This is a genomic window from Streptomyces davaonensis JCM 4913, from assembly GCF_000349325.1.
GTDB lineage: Bacteria > Actinomycetota > Actinomycetes > Streptomycetales > Streptomycetaceae > Streptomyces > Streptomyces davaonensis.
This window is the reverse complement of sequence record NC_020504.1, coordinates 7,379,066-7,394,056: the sequence shown is the minus strand read 5'-3', so window position 1 is coordinate 7,394,056 and position 14,991 is coordinate 7,379,066. Positions and strand designations below refer to the sequence as shown.

At 69.8% G+C, this 14,991-nt stretch carries 18 protein-coding genes; 5 read left to right on the top strand and 13 right to left on the bottom strand.

Annotated features, from left to right (window positions below; all coding sequences use genetic code 11):
* Positions 1 to 3: 3 nt before the first annotated feature.
* Positions 4 to 1,833, top strand: coding sequence for an endonuclease/exonuclease/phosphatase family protein (locus tag BN159_RS32645; RefSeq protein ID WP_015661302.1), 1,830 nt, complete (start codon positions 4 to 6; stop codon positions 1,831 to 1,833).
* Positions 1,834 to 1,860: 27 nt separating this feature from the next.
* Here BN159_RS32645 and BN159_RS32640 read toward each other — a convergent pair whose 3' ends face one another.
* The 6 genes from BN159_RS32640 to BN159_RS32615 all read right to left on the bottom strand — a co-directional run bounded on the left by BN159_RS32640 (position 1,861) and on the right by BN159_RS32615 (position 6,543).
* A complete protein-coding gene (locus BN159_RS32640) occupies positions 1,861 to 2,595 on the bottom strand; it encodes an SRPBCC family protein (RefSeq protein ID WP_015661301.1) in 735 nt (244 codons plus the stop codon).
* A gap of 14 nt (positions 2,596 to 2,609) precedes the next feature.
* The gene (locus BN159_RS32635) at positions 2,610 to 3,206 is read right to left on the bottom strand and encodes an ArsR/SmtB family transcription factor (protein WP_015661300.1); all 597 of its coding nucleotides are present in this window, start codon (positions 3,204 to 3,206) and stop codon (positions 2,610 to 2,612) included.
* A 67-nt stretch (positions 3,207 to 3,273) separates the two neighbouring features.
* Positions 3,274 to 3,954 (bottom strand): antibiotic biosynthesis monooxygenase, encoded by a 681-nt coding sequence (locus tag BN159_RS32630; protein ID WP_015661299.1) that lies wholly within the window; start codon positions 3,952 to 3,954, stop codon positions 3,274 to 3,276.
* Between the two features lie 112 nt (positions 3,955 to 4,066).
* Positions 4,067 to 4,858: an ABC transporter permease gene (locus tag BN159_RS32625; RefSeq protein WP_015661298.1), complete on the bottom strand. Its 792-nt coding sequence runs from the start codon at positions 4,856 to 4,858 to the stop codon at positions 4,067 to 4,069.
* Positions 4,855 to 5,826 carry an ATP-binding cassette domain-containing protein gene (locus BN159_RS32620; protein ID WP_015661297.1) on the bottom strand — a complete coding sequence of 324 codons (972 nt, stop codon included), beginning with the start codon at positions 5,824 to 5,826 and terminating at the stop codon, positions 4,855 to 4,857. Before BN159_RS32620 ends, BN159_RS32625 begins: the two co-directional genes overlap by 4 nt.
* Positions 5,827 to 5,874: 48 nt before the next feature.
* A complete protein-coding gene (locus BN159_RS32615) occupies positions 5,875 to 6,543 on the bottom strand; it encodes a DUF4097 family beta strand repeat-containing protein (protein WP_015661296.1) in 669 nt (222 codons plus the stop codon).
* A 242-nt stretch (positions 6,544 to 6,785) separates the two neighbouring features.
* Between BN159_RS32615 and BN159_RS32610 the strand changes: the two genes are divergently transcribed.
* Entirely contained in the window at positions 6,786 to 7,517 is a 732-nt protein-coding gene (locus tag BN159_RS32610) for a GbsR/MarR family transcriptional regulator (protein ID WP_015661295.1), read from the top strand.
* Positions 7,518 to 7,722: 205 nt separating this feature from the next.
* On the opposite strand, the gene BN159_RS32605 is transcribed toward BN159_RS32610, so the two are convergent.
* Together BN159_RS32605 and BN159_RS46310 are read right to left on the bottom strand one after the other, a co-directional pair.
* Positions 7,723 to 8,394: a hypothetical protein gene (locus BN159_RS32605; protein WP_015661294.1), complete on the bottom strand. Its 672-nt coding sequence runs from the start codon at positions 8,392 to 8,394 to the stop codon at positions 7,723 to 7,725.
* Positions 8,391 to 8,528 carry a hypothetical protein gene (locus tag BN159_RS46310; RefSeq protein WP_015661293.1) on the bottom strand — a complete coding sequence of 46 codons (138 nt, stop codon included), beginning with the start codon at positions 8,526 to 8,528 and terminating at the stop codon, positions 8,391 to 8,393. Before BN159_RS46310 ends, BN159_RS32605 begins: the two co-directional genes overlap by 4 nt.
* A 171-nt stretch (positions 8,529 to 8,699) precedes the next feature.
* On the opposite strand from BN159_RS46310, the gene dapA reads away from it, so the two are divergent.
* Entirely contained in the window at positions 8,700 to 9,596 is an 897-nt protein-coding gene (dapA, locus tag BN159_RS32600) for a 4-hydroxy-tetrahydrodipicolinate synthase (RefSeq protein WP_015661292.1), read from the top strand.
* Here the strand turns inward: dapA and BN159_RS32595 are convergent, their stop codons facing one another.
* Positions 9,597 to 10,823, bottom strand: coding sequence for a YncE family protein (locus BN159_RS32595; protein ID WP_015661291.1), 1,227 nt, complete (start codon positions 10,821 to 10,823; stop codon positions 9,597 to 9,599).
* Positions 10,820 to 11,365, bottom strand: coding sequence for a SigE family RNA polymerase sigma factor (locus BN159_RS32590; protein ID WP_015661290.1), 546 nt, complete (start codon positions 11,363 to 11,365; stop codon positions 10,820 to 10,822). The genes BN159_RS32595 and BN159_RS32590 overlap by 4 nt, the downstream gene beginning before the upstream one ends.
* A 137-nt stretch (positions 11,366 to 11,502) precedes the next feature.
* Between BN159_RS32590 and BN159_RS32585 the strand changes: the two genes are divergently transcribed.
* On the top strand, positions 11,503 to 12,000 hold the full coding sequence (locus BN159_RS32585; protein WP_041820148.1) for an HAD domain-containing protein: 498 nt from the start codon (positions 11,503 to 11,505) through the stop codon (positions 11,998 to 12,000).
* Positions 12,001 to 12,074: 74 nt separating this feature from the next.
* On the opposite strand, the gene dapD is transcribed toward BN159_RS32585, so the two are convergent.
* Genes dapD through BN159_RS32570 form a run of 3 tightly spaced genes read right to left on the bottom strand, consistent with a single transcriptional unit; the run spans position 12,075 to position 13,993 of the window.
* Positions 12,075 to 13,064 (bottom strand): 2,3,4,5-tetrahydropyridine-2,6-dicarboxylate N-succinyltransferase, encoded by a 990-nt coding sequence (dapD, locus tag BN159_RS32580; protein ID WP_015661288.1) that lies wholly within the window; start codon positions 13,062 to 13,064, stop codon positions 12,075 to 12,077.
* A 54-nt stretch (positions 13,065 to 13,118) separates the two neighbouring features.
* Positions 13,119 to 13,673 (bottom strand): TetR/AcrR family transcriptional regulator, encoded by a 555-nt coding sequence (locus tag BN159_RS32575; RefSeq protein WP_015661287.1) that lies wholly within the window; start codon positions 13,671 to 13,673, stop codon positions 13,119 to 13,121.
* Complete coding sequence (locus BN159_RS32570) at positions 13,673 to 13,993, bottom strand: DMT family transporter (protein ID WP_015661286.1); 321 nt, start codon at positions 13,991 to 13,993, stop codon at positions 13,673 to 13,675. Before BN159_RS32570 ends, BN159_RS32575 begins: the two co-directional genes overlap by 1 nt.
* A 175-nt stretch (positions 13,994 to 14,168) precedes the next feature.
* Here BN159_RS32570 and BN159_RS32565 point away from each other — a divergent pair, with 175 nt between their 5' ends.
* Entirely contained in the window at positions 14,169 to 14,948 is a 780-nt protein-coding gene (locus BN159_RS32565) for an AbfB domain-containing protein (protein ID WP_015661285.1), read from the top strand.
* Positions 14,949 to 14,991 lie beyond the last annotated feature (43 nt).

Below are 14,991 nucleotides of genomic sequence, written 5' to 3'. Positions count from 1 at the left end.
CCGTTGCCGAGCAAGTCGTCCGCGCGCCTCGCCGCGCTCACCGTCGCCGCTGTCTGTTCCGCGGCGTCCGCCATCGCCCTGACCACTCCCGCGCACGCCGACTCGCTGCGCATCCATGACATCCAGGGCAGCACCCGCATCTCCCCGTACGCCGGAAAGCAGGTCACCGATGTGACCGGCATCGTCACCGGCCTGCGCACCTACGGTTCGTCCCGCGGCTTCTGGATCCAGGACCCGAACGCGGACGCCGACCCGGCCACCAGCGAGGGCGTCTTCGTCTTCACCAGCTCCACGCCGAAGGGCGTGGCGGTGGGCGACCTGGTCTCGGTCTCCGGCACGGTCTCGGAGTACGTGCCCGGCGGCACCTCCTCCGGCAACCAGGCGCTGACCGAGATCACCAAGCCGGTGATCACCGTCGTCTCCAGCGGCAACGCCGTTCCGGCCGCGACGGTCATCGACGCCAAGTCGGTGCCGAGCGCCTATGTCCCGGCGGGTGACAGCACCGCGGGCAACTCCATCAACGGCCTGCCGCTCCAGCCGTCGCAGTACGCCCTGGACCTGTACGAGTCCCTGGAGGGCATGAACGTCCAGGTCTCCGACACCCGGGTGATCGGCGCCACCGACCCGTACACCGAGCTGTGGGTCACGGTGAAGCCGTGGGAGAACCGCAACCGCCGCGGCGGCACGGTCTACGGCTCCTACGAGTCGCAGAACACCGGCCGGCTCCAGATCCAGTCGCTGGGCGCGACCGCCGACTTCCCGAAGGCGAACGTCGGTGACACCCTCGCCGGCACCACCGCGGGCCCGCTGGACTACAACCAGTTCGGCGGCTACACCCTGGTCGCGAGCAAGCTCGGCACGCTGGAGAGCGCCGAGCTGAAGCGGGAGACCACGGAGAAGCAGCGGAACGGCGAGCTGGCGGTCGCGACGTACAACGTCGAGAACCTCGACCCGTCCGACGCCACGTTCGACGCGCACGCCGCCGCGATCGTGAACAACCTCCAGTCGCCCGACATCGTGTCCCTGGAGGAGATCCAGGACAACACGGGCGCGAAGAACGACGGTGTGGTCGCCGCCGACCAGACGGTGCAGAAGCTGATCGACGCGATCGCGGCCGCGGGCGGTCCGACGTACGACTGGCGCTCCGTCGACCCGGCGAACAACACCGATGGCGGCGAGCCGGGCGGCAACATCCGCCAGGTCTTCCTGTTCAACCCGGAGCGGGTCTCCTTCACGGACCGCGCGGGCGGCGACGCCACCACGGCCGTCGGCGTCACCGAGATCGACGACAAGGCCGCGCTGACGGTCTCCCCCGGCCGTATCGACCCGGCGAACGCCGCGTTCGCCAGCAGCCGCAAGCCGCTGGCCGGCGAGTTCGTCTTCCGGGGCCGCACGGTCTTCGTGATCGCCAACCACTTCAACTCCAAGGGTGGCGACCAGGGACTGACCTCGCAGTACCAGCCGGTGGCGCGCAGCTCGGAGACCCAGCGGCACCAGCAGGCGACCCTGGTGAACTCCTTCGTCAAGGACATCCTCGACACCCAGAAGAACGCGCGCGTCATCACGCTCGGCGACATCAACGACTTCGAGTTCTCCGAGACCACCAAGATCCTGGAGAGCGACGGCGCCCTGTGGTCGGCGGTCAAGTCGCTGCCGAAGAGCGAGCGTTACTCGTACGTCTACCAGGGCAACGCCCAGGTCCTGGACCAGATCCTGGTCAGCCCGTCGATCCGGCGCGCCTGTGACCTGGAGTTCGACAGCGTGCACGTCAACGCCGAGTTCAACGACCAGATCAGCGACCACGACCCGCAGGTGCTGCGCTTCAGGCCGTAACACCGCACGGCCGTGATCACGGCTCGCTCAGGGCTGGCTGAACACCTTGTTCAGCCAGCCCTGCCATTCGGCCTCGCACTCCGCGATGCTGCTCTCGGCGTCCGGCGCGAAGTCGTGCAGGGAGATGCCCACCTTGTAGCCCCAGTGGTTGCGCCCGAAGATCCGGGTGAGGCCCCGGTCGGTGCGCAGCCCGATGAAGTAGGGGTTGCGGAAGTCGACGACGGCGTCGAACTCGTCGGGCCCGTGCACCCGTACCTGCGAGCCGGCCTCGGCTCCGACTCCCAGGGCCCGCGCCACGACTTCGAGGGCGTCGGCGGACTTGGACGCCTCGGGCCCGTCGAAGGTGGCGAAGGCCGCCGGGCGGGGCGCGAAGTGGGTGAGGTACTCGCGCAGGGTGTGCAGATAGAAGTCGGTGTGCTTGGCGGCGCCGTCGTACTGGTTGTCCCAGTCGTCGACGAAGATCCCGCTGTGCACGTACCGCACCCAGGCCCGCTTGCCCTCGTCGCGCGGCTCGATGGTGTAGTCGAGCTGGTTACGGGTCTGCTCGGAGATGCCCTCGACGTTCTCCACGAGGTTGCTGTAGCGGTGCGGGGGATCCCAGGCGATGACCTCGGACCCGAAGGGCCCCTTGCCTCCGACGCGGGGCTCCGGCGGCTCCATGGGCCACAGATACCCCCCGGTCCCGGCGGTGACCGCCTCGAAGACCTGCTCCGGAGTGGCGTCGACCTCGAACTCCCGGGCGATCTCGAATTCCTTGGGCATGATGCGCTCCTGAACTATTCCGACTCGGTTTTCTTCAACGTGGGATGGACGGCGACGACGATCCGGTGATCACGGCCGCCTTCGGCGTCCGGAGCGTCGTACTTCTGGATCAGGGCGGTGACCCCGGCCGTCAACTCCTGGATGAACGCGGCTCGTTCGGCCGCCGAGGCGAAGCGCACCTCGCCGTCCAGGGCGTACGTCGCCAGCCGCTGCCGCGCCTTCGTGGCACCGGTGATCAACGACCCGACGTCGCGCACCAACCGGGCGCCGACCGCCAGCAGCCAGCGCGCCGACAGCTGATCCCGGAAGCGCTCCGGGTCGGGCTGTACGGCGGCCAGGGCGAGCGGCGAGATGACGTACGACGCGGCGGTCGCCCGCATCAGCCGCTCGGTGACATTGCCCTTGCGGCGCTCCCCGGCCAGCTCGACCAGGCCGTGCCGCTCCAGTGCCTTCAGGTGGTAGTTCACCTTCTGCCGGGGCAGCCCGACCTTTCCGGCCAGCATGGCGGCCGACGCGGGTCCGGCGGCGAGCTCGGCGAGCAGCCGGGCCCGTATGGGGTCCAGGGAGACGGCCGCCGCCTCGGGGTCCTCGATCACGGTCACGTCCAACATGGATCCACCGTCTCACCGAAAACTTTTTTTGTCCAGGAGGATGGAATTGTCGGCGAGTGGGTGACCCCTACGGCACCAGCCCGAGGCTGTGGCGGTACCGGCTGCCGGTGAACCCCTTGACGCCCGGGTACGTCCGCACCCGCTCCCACTCAGGTGTCTCGGGGGCGTCGATGACGGCGTCGTAGGCCGAATCGCTCTCCCACTCGGCGTAGTTGAGGACATGACCGCCGTCGGTGCTCAGATGGAAGTGGGCAGAGATGAGCCCCGGGTCGCCGACCGGCCCGCCCAGCGAGGCGAGAACGGTGTCCACCCACTCTTTCCGCCGCTCGGCGGCATCCGCCTCGAAGTCGATCCGCACGGTCACGATGAGCCCCGGCACCCGGGTGTCGCCGGCGGCGCGGGCGCGGCTGCGGTAGAGCCGGTACCGATCAAGGCGCACCCGCTCGATCCCCGGTACGGCGGTGTCGATCTCGTCGTTGCGCTCCTGCCGGAGGGTCTTGAAGTATGCCTCGTAGCCCTGCTCGGACCGCCACTGCGAGTAGTGCATCAAGGTGGTGCCGTCATGACCGGCGTAGACGTGGTACGTGAGCACATCGGCGCTGCCCCAGGGCCGGCGCTCCCAGGTCCGGGCGATGGCCTCGACGGCCGCCGCCTGCCGCTCGGGGGTGCCCACCCGCCAGGTACTGAAGAAGGGGGCGCCGTTCTCGGGGCGGGTGAGGTCGGGGTGGGCGTGGGTACGGCGGGTCATGGCGGCCTCCTGTGCGTAAGTGACGGGCCCGTACGCCGATCACCCTCCGACCTCAAGCTCGGTTGAGGTCAAGTGATCGGTGTACGGGCCCGGTTGGAGGTTGCTCCGGCCGTCACTTCGGGTCGTCGTTGAACTTCGAGGTCGACCAGAAGTAGCCGAGGACGGTGAGCCCCAGGCACCAGGCGACGGCGAGCCAGCCGTCGTGGCCGATCTCCGTGCCGAGCAGGAGTCCGCGCAGGGTCTCGATGGCCGGGGTGAAGGGCTGGTACTCGGCGACGGGCTGGAACCAGCCCGGCATCGCGCTGAGCGGGACGAAGGCGCTGGACAGCAGCGGCAGCAGGATCAGAGGCACCGCGTTGTTGCTGGCGGCCTCGGCGTTCGGGCTGATCAGCCCCATGCCGACGGCGATCCAGGTGAGCGCCGTCGCGAAGAGCACGAGCAGTCCGAAGGCCGCGATCCACTCGATGAGGTTGGCGTCGGTGGAGCGGAATCCGATGGCGGTCGCAACGGCCCCGACGAGGACGACGCTCAGCACGCACTGGAGCACGCTGCCGACGACGTGTCCGATGAGCACCGAGGGCCGGTGGATGGCCATGGTCCGGAAGCGGGCGATGATGCCCTCGGTCATGTCGTTGGAGACCGAGACCGCGGTACCGATCGTGGTGCTGCCGATGGTCATCAGCAGCAGTCCCGGGACGAGGTAGGCGATGTACTCGGAGCGGTCCGGACCGCCGCCGGTGATGCCCGCGCTCATGGTGTCGCCGAAGACGTAGACGAAGAGCAGCAACAGCATGATCGGTGTGAGCAGCAGGTTCAGCGTCAGGGAGGGGTAGCGCCGGGCGTGCAGCAGGTTGCGCCGCAGCATGGTGGAGGAGTCGCGCACGGCGAGGGAGAAGGTGCTCATCGGGCAGTCTCCTTGGACTGGTCGGGGATACCCGCTGCGTTGGTGGTGTCGGTGAGGGCGAAGAAGACGTCGTCGAGGTCGGGGGTGTGCACGCTCAGTTCGTCGGCCTCGACGCCGGTGGCGTCCAACCAGTCGAGCAGGGAGCGCAGTTCGCGCTGGCTGCCGTCGCTGGGGATCTGGAGGGAGAGCGCCTCGTCGTCCCGGGACGCCTCGCGGAGCGCGGTGGCGGCCGTCTGGTAGGCGCCGGGGTCGGTGAAGCGGAGGCGGACGTGCCCGCCCGGGATGAGCCGCTTGAGCTCCTCGGCGGTGCCTTCGGCGGCGATCAGGCCGTTGTTGAGGACGGCGATGCGGTCGGCGAGTTGGTCGGCCTCCTCCAGGTACTGGGTGGTGAGGAAGACGGTGACACCGCCCGTGACCAGCTCCCGGATGATCTGCCACATGGTGTGCCGGGAGCGCGGGTCGAGGCCGGTGGTGGGCTCGTCGAGGAAGATGATCCGCGGGCTGCCGACCAGGGTCATGGCGATGTCGAGCCGCCGCTTCATCCCGCCCGAGTAGGTGGAGGCGGGCTTCTGCGCGGCCTCGGTGAGATCGAACCGCTCCAGCAACTCGGCGGCCACCGCCCGCCCTTCATGCTTGCCGAGGTGGTGCAGGTCGGCCATGAGGAGCATGTTCTCCTCACCCGTGATCAGCCCGTCCACGGCGGAGAACTGCCCCGTGACCCCGATCGCCGCGCGGATCGCCTGCGCCTCGGCGGCGAGATCGTGCCCGCCGACCCGGACCTGACCGCCGTCCCGGTCGGCGGAGATGAGCGTGGAGAGAATCTTCACGGCGGTGGTCTTGCCGGCGCCGTTCGGACCGAGCACGGAGAAGATCGTGCCTTCCGGGACGGCGAGGTCGATGCCGTCGAGGACGGTCTTGTCGCCGTAGGACTTGCGCAGCCCGTTGGCCGCGATGGCCGGTTCGGTCATGAGAGATGGCTCCTGTCGGGTTGGGTTGATCGGCTCGATCGATCGTGCTCAGAGGCTGGTGGCGGTGATGTCGCCGTAGCTGGTGGTGGCGTGGATGGTGAGACCCGTTTCGTCGCCGCTGTTCTTCAGCGAGTTGTTGATACGGCCGTATCCGGTCCCGGCGTCGAGCGAGGCGGAGACGCCGTGCGCGGCGCTGACGGTGATGTCGCCCTGTTCGGTACGGAGGGTGACGGTGCCGGTGGCGGCCTCGGCGATACGGAGGTTGCCGCGCTGGGTGCGGAGTTCGGCGGGCCCGTTGAGCCGGCCGACGCTGATGTCACCGTCGGCGAGGGTGAGTTGGGCGGTGGCGACCTCGTCGAGCTTGACCGGCCCCTGGGAGCTGTCGTAGGTCACGTCACCCAGCCGCCCCACGCCCCGAAGTTCGACGGCGGCGGTCTTGCCCCGGACACCGGAGCCGGTGGGCAGTTGAACGGTGACCTCGACGGACCCGCTCGGCCCGAGGAGCCGGTGCTCGCTCTCCGGGATCTCGACCCTCAGCACACCCTCGCTGAAGCCGACCTCGACCAACTCGGCCGCCTTGACGTCACGGTTCTTGGCCGGGTCGGCCGGGCGGATCTCGACGGTGGTGTCGGTGCGGTCGGCGGCGATGAGCTGGATACGGCCGGCGGGGATGTTCAGGACGGTGGAGATGGCGGAGGGGGTGTCGAACTTCTGCATCGTGAGCTCCTGCGGTTGCGTTATGGTCGCTGTTTCCGATGAAGGAAAAGCTACGTTGCGTTCATGGGTTCGGCAACGTCTTCGTTGCACGAAATCCCAATAACAGCAGGTAGATTGCAGGAAATCATTGCAATGGGAATGCGATTGAACGCAACATCGCCACGCCGCTCGTTGCAATGGATGGAAAATGAACGCTATGCTGCACGCCGGAACGGACGACGGAAGAACAGGACGGGACCGCGATGCCGGGAGGCCGACTCACCCAGGCGGAACGTCAGCAGATCGCGCTGGGGCTGGCCGATGGTCTGGCCTACGCCGAGATCGCCAGGCGGCTGGAGCGGCCGACCTCGACGATCACGCGTGAGGTGATGCGCAACGGCGGTCCCGCCGGGTACCGCGCGGATCTGGCTCACCGCGCGACGGAGCAGCGCGCACATCGCCGCAAGCCGACTCCGGCCCGGGGTGGGGAAGCGGCACCGCAGGCGTACGGGCGGGACGCGGATGCCGTGCGCGAGTACGAGGAGACGTTGACGACCGTCTTCATGCAGTCGGGCACGCCCAAGATGATGGCGCGGGTGATGGCCGCCCTGTGCATCAGTGACTCAGGCAGCATGACCGCGTCGGAACTCGTCCAGCGGCTTCAGGTGAGTCCGGCGTCGATCTCCAAGGCGGTGACGTTTCTGGAGAGTCAGGGGCTGGTGCGGCGAGAGCGGGACGAGCGGCGGCGGGAGCGGTATGTCGTCGACGATGACGTCTGGTACCAGTCGATGATCGCCAGCGCCCGAGGGACGGCGCAGATAGTGGAGACGGCGCGGCAGGGCGTCGGCATCCTCGGCCCCGACACCCCGGCCGCCGTCCGCCTCGAAAACATCGCCCGCTTCCTGGACTTCGTCACGGAAAGCATCACGCGAGCGGCAGACCAGGCAAGAGCCATCCTCTCGACGAAACCGGAACCCCCGGACAGGGACGCGTAACCAACGCCCAGATCCTCGCCCCCGCCGCCCCTACCCGTCCCATCCTGAAGGGGCTCCGCCCCTTCGACCCCGCTCCTCAAACGCCGGAGGGGCTGTTTCAGCCCGTCCGGCGTTTGAGGACGCGGCCCCTTCAGGGCCGATCGGGGGTCTGGGGGCGGCAGCCCCCAGGGATGGGACGGGTAGGGGCGGCGGGGGCGAAAAAGGACTACGGGCGGGAGTCGTCGCCCCGTTCCCCCAGGGCTGCCAGCTGGGTCTGGAACCAGTCCAAGCGAGCCTGCAACAGTGCGGCCTCCGCCGCGAGTTCGCGTACGCCCAGCTCCTCGGCCGGGACGGACACCGCCGCGCCGCCCGCCACCACCCGCAGCCCCTCCCCCGCCAGCCGGGCGAACGACGCGAGGGAGACCGACGTACGGCCGCGCAGACAGCTCGCGCAGGACGGTGCCAGGCCCCGCCACCCCGGCCGGCCCCACCCCGCATCCGCCAGCACAACCGCCCCCGCGCCACACGCACACGGCCCGACAGTCGCTGTACGCACCCGCTGACGCGCATACCGGAACCCGAGCTCGAAGCGGAGGTAGCGCCCGAGCACCGTCACCTCCAGCAGCACCGCCGCCCGATGCTCCGCCGTGCACAACAACGCCTCCGCCGCCGCCCGTTCATGCACGCAGTGGAAGCCGCAGTCACACCGCCGATGCGGCGCCCGATGCCGCAAGCCGTACACACACGACGCGTCGGCCAGGACTCCGTACGGCAGCGCGCCGCCGAGCGACACACCGGTGAACCCGGCCCGCGCACCGTCATGGGACAGCACCGGGTGGGCGATCTTGTATCCGGTCGGCGGCTCCGCAGGGCGTTCCTCCGGAAGCCGCAGCCTCATCGCGCGACCGGTACCTCTTCAGGGGCCGGCAGCTCCTCGATCTCCGTCACACTCTCGGGGAGTTCCGGCGCCTTCTCATGGATCAGCGGCCGCTCTTCAGCGACTCCGGTGGCGAGTGCCTTGCCGAGCTTCATGACGCCTCCAGGACCAGTGGTCGTTGACCGTCCGGCCCATAGTGACCCACGACGCCCCAGTTTGGACATAGGGCCGCCCACCGCACCCAGCCCAACCTCACAGCAACACTTATCATTACCTAGTAGAAAATTTAAGTGGAGCTTCACTATCCCGCTGCCGAGACTACAACCATGACAACCACCGACACCCCCTTCGGCCGCGCCCTCTGCGCCATGATCACGCCCTTCACCGACGAGGGCGCGCTCGACCTCCCCGGAGCGCAACGGCTCGCCGAGCGGCTGGTGTCGCAGGGGTGTGACGGCCTGGTGCCGTCCGGCACCACGGGCGAGTCCCCGACCACGACGGACGAGGAGAAGACCCGGCTCGTACGCGCCGTACGGGAGGCCGTCGGCGAGCGGGTTTCCGTCGTCGCGGGGGTCGGAACCTCCGACACCCGGCACACCGTCGAGCTGGCCCTGGCCGCCGAGAAGGCGGGCGCGGACGGCCTGTTGATCGTGGCGCCGTACTACAGCAGGCCCCCGCAGGACGCCCTGGAGGCCCACTTCCGGGAGATCGCCGACGCGTCCGGCCTCCCGCTCACGGTGTACGACATCCCGGGCCGCACCGGCGTCCGCATCGAGCCGGACACCCTGCTCCGCCTCGCCGAGCACCCGAGAATCGTGGCGGTGAAGGACTGCTCCTACGACTTCCTCGCCGCCCAAAAGGTCATCTCCCGCACGGAGTTGGCGTACTACGCGGGCTGCGACGAGCACATCCTCGCACTGTACGCGGTGGGCGGCGCGGGCTACATCAGCACGGTGGCAAACGCGGCCCCGGCCCAACTCCGGGCCGTACTGGACGCGTTCGACGCCGGACGGACCGCGGAAGCCGCCGTCCGACAGCAACAGGCCACCCACCTCATCGAGTTGATGATGTCGTCGGGCCTGCCCGGCACCGTCACCGCGAAGGCCCTCCTCGGCGAACTCGGCCTTCCCGCAGGCCCGGTCCGCCCCCCGCTGAGGCCCGCCGACCGCGAGACGACCGACGGGCTGCTGAACGCGTACCGAACGCTCACCGCGGCCGAGTGATCACCACCGCGCGAACACCGGCTCCCAGTTCCACCGCGTATCCGCCCGCTGCTCCCGCGCCCCGCTCAGCCACGTCACCTCGTCGCTGCCGATCGTGACCAGCGCGAGCCGCGGGCGGTACAGCTCCTCACCCGCCGATCGCTCCCAGGCGATGAGCCGCCGGTCGTCCACCCAGGCGATCAGCTCGCCGCCGCGCACCTTGGTGATCTCCTTGCCGGTACGGGGATCACGGATCGAGGAGTACGACTTGTCCGGCACCTCCTTCGTCAGCCCGAGCGCGGCCAACGTGCCGTCCGGGGAGAGCCGGGCGCCGACGTCCCACCGCAGGTGCCGTTCGTTCGCGGGCGCGGCCACCTCGTTGCCCGCGAGGTCGTAGAACTGCTGCATCCCGTCCCGCTCACCGACGAGCTGCGCGTACACCGACCGCCCGTCGCGGCTGAACGCGAAGTCGGAACGGGCGTTGAAGCGCTGTTCGTCCGGTGCGCTGCTCCAGGCGTTCCCGTTCTCGTTCTGATCCGCCGGGTCCAGGACGATGAAGCCGGTCCGGGTGGACCCCTCGGGGTCAGCGAAATAGACCGGCTCACCCTCTTCGTCGACACCCCGTTCGGGCATCAGATCGGGGTCCTGCTCGTACGTCGTCGCAAGGAGCCGCGTGCCGTCGTAGGAGTACGCCAGCCCGCCCACTCCATGCCCGACCGGGATCCACCGCTCGACCTCCCCCGTCGCGAGGTCGAGCAGCCCGATCCGCTGGGCCGGCAGGGTCCGCTCCAGTACGGCGGCTGTCCGCATCCCAGGGGCGACGGCGACGTAGGACCACCGGGTGTCCTTCTCGTACCGTCCGGTCGCCGCGTCGAGCAGCCAGTAGGTGCGGACGAGGCGACCGTGATCGTCGCCCTCCGCCTGCGTCTCCGTCGTGTAGTAGGCGGCCAACGCCACCTGTCCCGCGGCGATCAGCTCGCGGGGCGGCGACTGATCCGGACGCGCATACGTCTCGCTGCCGCCGTCCAGGAGGCCGGCGGGCCGGACATCGCCCTTCCCGGAGTCCAGTTGCGGCACGCCCACCGCGAGGGCGAGGACGGCCACGGTGCCCGCGGCTGCGGCGGCGATCCTGCGGGCGCGGCGGCGCCGCCGCACGGCAAGCACCCGGTCGGCGAGGCCGGGCGCGACCGGTCCCTGCGCCTCGGCGGTCTCCCGCAACGTCTCACGCACGAGTTCCTCGACGTTCACGGACGTACCTCCACGGGAGAGAAGTCGGGCAGTCGCTCCACCGTCGTGAGGCCGGCCAGCTCGGGCGCGAGGGTGCGCAGCCGGGCGAGGGAGCGATGGGTGGTGGACCGGACGGTCCCGACGGAACAGCCGAGGATCCGGGCCACCTCGGCCTCGGGCAGGTCCTCGAAGTAGCGCAGTACCAGCACGGTCCGCTGCCGCGCGGTGAGCCGGGCAAGGGCGCCGCGTATGACGAGCCGCAGCTCGGCGGCGCCGGAGTCGTCCGCGGAGGCGCCGGTGTCGGGCGGCTCGGCGACACTCAACTCGCGCCGCCGCCACTTCAGCCGCCAACGGCTGATCTGCTGCCGATACAGAATCTGGCGCACATACGCCTCGGGCTCGTCGATCCGATGCCACCGCCCGGCCGCCTTGATCAGCGCGTTCTGAAGCAGATCCTCAGCGGCATGCCGATCCCCGCCACTCAGCAGCACGGCAGTCCGCAACAGCGCGGCCGACCGGTTCTCCACGAACTCCCGGAACCTGTCCTGCGCCTGGCCATCCATCGTCACCTTCGCTTCCCCGGGCGGGCTCGTTGCCCGCCCCCTCCACCGGGGATGACGCGTCCCACCGCGCCCCGCTATGCCACTGGCGTAAAGAAAATCCCACCTCGTCGGGGGCATCGCTCCCGTACGGTGACCACGTGAGCCGCCCCTTGCTGTTCCTGGACGTCGACGGCCCCCTGAACCCCTGGGCCGCCCAGCCCGAGCGCCGCCCCGAGGGCTACACCACGATCCGGGTCTCCCTCCGCCCCGGCCGCCCCCTGCGCGTCTGGCTCAACCCGTCCCACGGCCCGTCCCTGCTGGCCCTCGACTACGACCTCTGCTGGGCCACGACCTGGATGAACGCCGCCAACCGCTGGATCGCCCCGGTCATCGGCCTCCCCGAACTCCCGTACGTCGACTTCGGCGACAACCTGTTCGCGGAACGCCCGGACGGCGTCCACTGGAAGACGGCGACGATCGTGAAGTACGCGCAGGGCCGCCCCTTCGCGTGGGTGGACGACGAACAGAGCGAGGCGGACGAGGCGTATGTGGCGCAGAACCATGTGGGACCGGCACTGCTGCACCACGTGAACCCAAGAATCGGCCTACGGGAGCCGGACTTCGCAGCACTGCGGAAATTCAGGGAAGTGCTTTAGGGGCGCGGGGAACTGCGCGACCAGCCCCCACCGGCCCGCAGCTCCCCCACTACCCAACCGCCCCCTCTGCGGAGCTAGTTGTGACTGTGAAGAATCTCGTTCAACCCGCCCCACACCGCATTGTTCGGCCGAGCCTCCACCGTCCCCGTCACCGAGTTACGACGGAACAGAATGTTCGACGCGCCGGACAGCTCACGGGCCTTGACGATCTCCCCGTCCGGCATGGTCACCCGAGTCCCCGCGGTGACGTACAGGCCGGCCTCGACAACGCACTCATCGCCCAGCGCGATACCGACACCCGCCTCCGCACCGATCAGGCACCGCTCACCGATAGCGATGATCACATTGCCGCCACCCGACAGCGTTCCCATCGTCGACGCACCGCCGCCGATGTCCGACCCGTCCCCGACGACGACGCCCGCGGAGATCCGGCCCTCGACCATCGACGTACCGAGCGTGCCCGCGTTGAAGTTGACGAAGCCCTCGTGCATGACCGTCGTGCCCTCGGCGAGATGCGCGCCCAGGCGAACGCGGTCGGCGTCGGCGATGCGCACGCCCTTCGGTGCCACGTAGTCCGTCATGCGCGGGAACTTGTCGATGGACGTCACCTGAAGGTGCAGCCCCTCGGCGCGGGCGTTCAGCCGCACCTTCTCGATGTCGTCCACCGCGACCGGGCCGAGCGAGGTCCAGGCGACGTTGGCGAGGAAGCCGAACATGCCGTCCAGGCTCTGGCCGTGCGGCTTGACCAGGCGGTGGGAGAGGAGGTGCAGCCGCAGGTAGACGTCGTGGGCGTCGATGGGCTTCGCGTCGAGGGACGAGACGACCGTGCGCACCGCGACGACCTCCACGCCCCGGCGGGCGTCCGGGCCGAGCGCCTTCGCCGCGCCCTCGCCGAGCAGCTCCACGGCACGCTCGGCGGACAGCCGCTCCGTGCCGGAGGGGCCGGGCTCGACGGCGAGCTCGGGCGCGGGGAACCAGGTGTCGAGGACGGTGCCGTCGGCGGCGATCGTGGCGAGCCCGGCGGCAACGGCGCCGGTGGTGCGAGGTGCAGTCGTGTCGGTCATGAGGGCAACCTAACTTGGCGGGGGCCGCCGGGGCGAACCGGTGCACCCCGCATCTCACGTGCCGGGCGCCGGCGCGACGATGACCCGCCCGAGGATCTCCCGCGCGTACTCCTCGTCGTACGGCACCCCCGTGAGCAGCACCTGAAGACAGATCCCGTCCATCAGCGCGACCAGCGCCCGCGCGGTGACCGGGTCCGTGCGGCGGGCGAGCAGTTCCGCAAGGTCCGTCGCCCACTCGGCGGCGACGGGGCGCAGGGCGGGGCGGCGCAGGGCGGCGAGATACAGCTCGCACTCCAGTTCCACACCCGTGCGGTCGCCCGCGAGCCACTCGCCGATCCACCCGGCCAGCTCCTGCGCGAGGTCCGCCGTCGGGTCGGTCAGCGCGCCGCGCGCGGCGATCACCTTGGCGAAACCCTCGTTGGCCTGCCGCAGCGCCGCGACCATCAACTCGTCGAGGGTGGCGAAGTGGTACGTCGTCGAGCCGAGCGGGACGTCGGCCTCGGCCGCGACCGAGCGGTGGGTCAGACCCGCGAGGCCCTTCTGTCCCACGACCCGGATCGCGGCGTCGATGATCCGCTGGCGTCGCTCCGGGTCGTAGCGCCGGGCCATCAGTGCGCGCCGCCCAGGTTCAGGACCACGACCCCCGCGACTATCAGCAGGATCCCGGAGATCTTGGTGAAGGTCAGTGCCTCACCGAACGCCACGAGGCCGATGACGGCGATGCTCGCGGTGCCGACACCGGCCCAGATCGCGTAGGCGGCGCCGATGCCGACGGTCTTCAGGGTCTGGGCGAGCAGCGCGAAGGAGACGACGTAGCCGAGCGCCGTCAGCAGCGACGGCCAGAGCCTGCTGAAACCGTCGCTGTACTTCATGGCGGTGGTGGCGGCCACCTCGGCGGCGATGGCGCCGGCGAGCGTCAGGTATCCCATGCGTACAAGCGTACACAGCTATATGTACGGGCGTACACATGCGAGGGAACTCCGGTTCACACACCCATCCACGCGATGTGGAAAGCGCTCGCTTCAATTTCCCCAAACGCCCGCTCGAAGCGTCCAACCCTCCACTACTGTTTCACCATTCACATATGCCGCTGAAGGAAAGCGCATGCCAAACAACAAGTCCCGGCCCCCTCAGGCCCGTCCCTGGGAGAGCGGCTGGGCGCCGGAAACCTCCCGGACGCCGGGCACGCGCCGCCTCTGGCTGGCCGGGGCCCTGGCGCTGGCCACGATCGGCGCGTGCGTGACGGCAATCGCCGTGACCCACAAGCCCACTGACGGTCCGTCACAGTCGGCGTTCCCGTCGACGAGCGCCTACCCACCCGGCCTGATCTCCTTCGCGACCCCGTCGGCGAGTACGGCCTCCCCGGCCCCGTCGGCGGAGCCGGACAGCCGCCCGTCCGCGCACTCGAAGACCCGGGCACCGCGTCCCACTCCGACGCCCACCCCCTCCCGCGGCCACGCCGAACCGTCGGCCAGTTCCGCCCCGGAGCCGGCCACCGCCTGGCGCTCGGTGCGCTCGGTCAACTACCCCGACCGCTCCTGGCAGGTGAGCGACGGCCTGGTCCGGCTCACCACGTCCGCCGACACCTTCAAGCTGCTCAAGGGCCTGGCCGAGCCGTCCTGTTACTCCTTCGCCACGGCGGACGGCAGCTATCTGCGCCACCGTGAGTTCCTGCTGCGCGCCGAGCCCGACGACGGCTCCGCGCTCTTCGCCCAGGACGCCACCTTCTGCCCACGCGCCTCGTCCCACTCCGGCGCGATCATGCTGGAGTCGGTGAACTTCCCGGGCCGCTATCTACGCCACCGCAACTTCCAACTCCGGCTGGATCCCCACCAGTCGAGCGAGCTGTACCTCGCGGACTCGGCGTTCCGGTTGACGGGCTGAACACACGGAAGCGGCGACGCCCACCAGGGCATCGCCGCTTCCG